We start from the raw sequence: 1,924 nt of genomic DNA, 5'->3' as shown, positions 1-1,924 counted from the left end.
GAGCGTTTACGTTCAGCAAAATTCAACCGATATGAATTTTAATAATTCTGACAGTTGGGTTATACTGTCTTCTTTAGAACAAACGATTAAACAGAAAATAGAGAAAATAGGCAAGCCACTTAAAAACTGGAATATAACCATAAATTATGGAATAAAAACAGGCTTCAATGATGCTTTTATAATTTCTTCGGAAACAAGAAAAGAAATTTTAAGCAAATGCGCCAATGAAGATGAACGCAAAAGAACTGATGCGATAATTCGACCGATTTTGAGAGGCCGAGATATTCAAAGATATACCTACGTGAATAATGGCTTGTGGTTAATCAATACACATAATGGTATGAAGGGAAAACTTCCCAAAATAAACATCGACGAATATCCCGCAATAAAAACGCATTTAGATAGATATTGGGATAAAATTTCGACAAGAGCTGATAAAGGCGACACTCCATATAATTTAAGAAATTGCGCTTATTTGGACGATTTTGATAAGCCAAAAATTATTTATCCTGAAACTACGGTAGGACGGAGTCAGTTCTATTATGACGACTCAAAATTCATGCTTGACAAAACATGTTTTTTCATAAGTGGTGAAAAACTAAAATTCTTAGAAGGAATGCTTACTTCTAAAATTATCGAATGGTATTTGGAAAGAATGTGCAGGCTGCTAGGAAAAAGGACTATTCAATATTCAAAGCAATGGATAGAGGACATTCCTATAGCTTCCCCAAATGAGAAACAAGAAAAAGATGTTGTTGAAATAGTTGACGAAATAACAGATAATATCAAAAATGATTCCGCCGAAAGTCAGCAAAAAATAAATCTCTTGATAAAGAAGTTAAATGCTAAAATCGGCGAAATATACAATCTAAACGAGCAGGAGCTTGATTTTATTGGTGTTCGATAAAATCAATCTCATTTGGCTCAAGATTGTACATGCTGTAAATCAATTCGTCTAATTTTGCTTCGGAACCGTTCTTTTTTTGAATGACCTCCGTTAACAACGAGCAAATCTTTTTTTCCAGTGATTCGCTTGGAACAGGTACTTTTATGGGTTCGATAGCTTGTACACTAACAAGTAAATCTCCCGTGCCTGTTTTGGGGGAATCTTTCAGCAGGTAGTGGCCCATTTTTGAATTGAGTAATGCCACCAAAAACTCAATATGTTGACCGGTCGCAAAACAAGTGCTATCCAAAGCCATCATACCGCTGTTATCATATGAAAAGCGCAAAATAGAACCGACTCTTTTCCATACTATTTTTGGCTTATTAAAATCGTCCCAATAACTGATGCTGTCTTGCGTTTCAAACCATTTGTTATTTGTTTTCTTTCTTGATTTGATTTTCTCTTTGTTTATGATGTGCGTTTCGCCAGTCTGTTCGAGACGCTCCATTCCAAAAGAAAGCAGGTAGTTCTTTATTGAAGGGTAGTCTTCAATATCGTAATGACGTGACGGCAAAGTGGCGATGATGTATAAATCCGCCCATTCGTAATTATACCTTTGAATATCCCTGCCTCTCAAAATCGGTCGAATTATCGCATCAGTTCTTTTGCGTTCATCTTCATTGGCGCATTTGCTTAAAATTTCTTTTCTTGTTTCCGAAGAAATTATAAAAGCGTCGTTAAAACCCGTAAGAATACCTCGATAAATCGTAATATTCCATTCTCGTAAGGGAACTCCTATCGTCGCAATTTTTTCTTTGATGTTATGTTCTATCGCAGATAGAATCACCCAGCTTTCACAACTATCAAAATTCATCAAAGAAGAATTATGCTGAATAAAAACGCTCCTTTAATTACTTCATTTTTCCTAAAAATCTTGCAAGCGTATTTCTATCGACATTGTAATGCTTGGCGATTTTTCTTTGGCTCATTCCGTGAGCAAGAAGCTTGTTGATTTCCTCTTTTTTCCCGAATAACTTG

General features: G+C 35.4%; 3 protein-coding genes. 1 reads left to right on the top strand and 2 read right to left on the bottom strand.

What is annotated here, in order from left to right; all coding sequences use genetic code 11:
- Positions 1-907, top strand: a 907-nt coding sequence (locus IKG78_RS10720) for a TaqI-like C-terminal specificity domain-containing protein (RefSeq protein WP_290943210.1), incomplete at its 5' end; no start/stop codon positions are given.
- Here the strand turns inward: IKG78_RS10720 and IKG78_RS10715 are convergent.
- The gene (locus IKG78_RS10715; protein WP_290943212.1) at positions 891-1,760 is read right to left on the bottom strand and encodes a TaqI-like C-terminal specificity domain-containing protein; all 870 of its coding nucleotides are present in this window, start codon (positions 1,758-1,760) and stop codon (positions 891-893) included. The two genes, IKG78_RS10720 and IKG78_RS10715, sit on opposite strands and share 17 nt — an antisense overlap.
- 37 nt (positions 1,761-1,797) lie before the next feature.
- Entirely contained in the window at positions 1,798-1,899 is a 102-nt protein-coding gene (locus tag IKG78_RS20380) for a helix-turn-helix domain-containing protein (RefSeq protein ID WP_366075231.1), read from the bottom strand.
- Between the last annotated feature and the right edge of the window lie 25 nt (positions 1,900-1,924).

Source organism: Fibrobacter sp. (assembly GCF_017545445.1).
Classification (GTDB): domain Bacteria; phylum Fibrobacterota; class Fibrobacteria; order Fibrobacterales; family Fibrobacteraceae; genus Fibrobacter.
Note: the sequence above shows the minus strand (reverse complement) of the source record. Positions and strands in the feature narration are given on the sequence as shown.

Bases quoted from the DNA above. Each gene is read 5' to 3' on its own strand.
- IKG78_RS10715 (WP_290943212.1), bottom strand. From the start codon at position 1,760: ATGAATTTTGATAGTTGTGAAAGCTGGGTGATTCTATCTGCGATAGAA.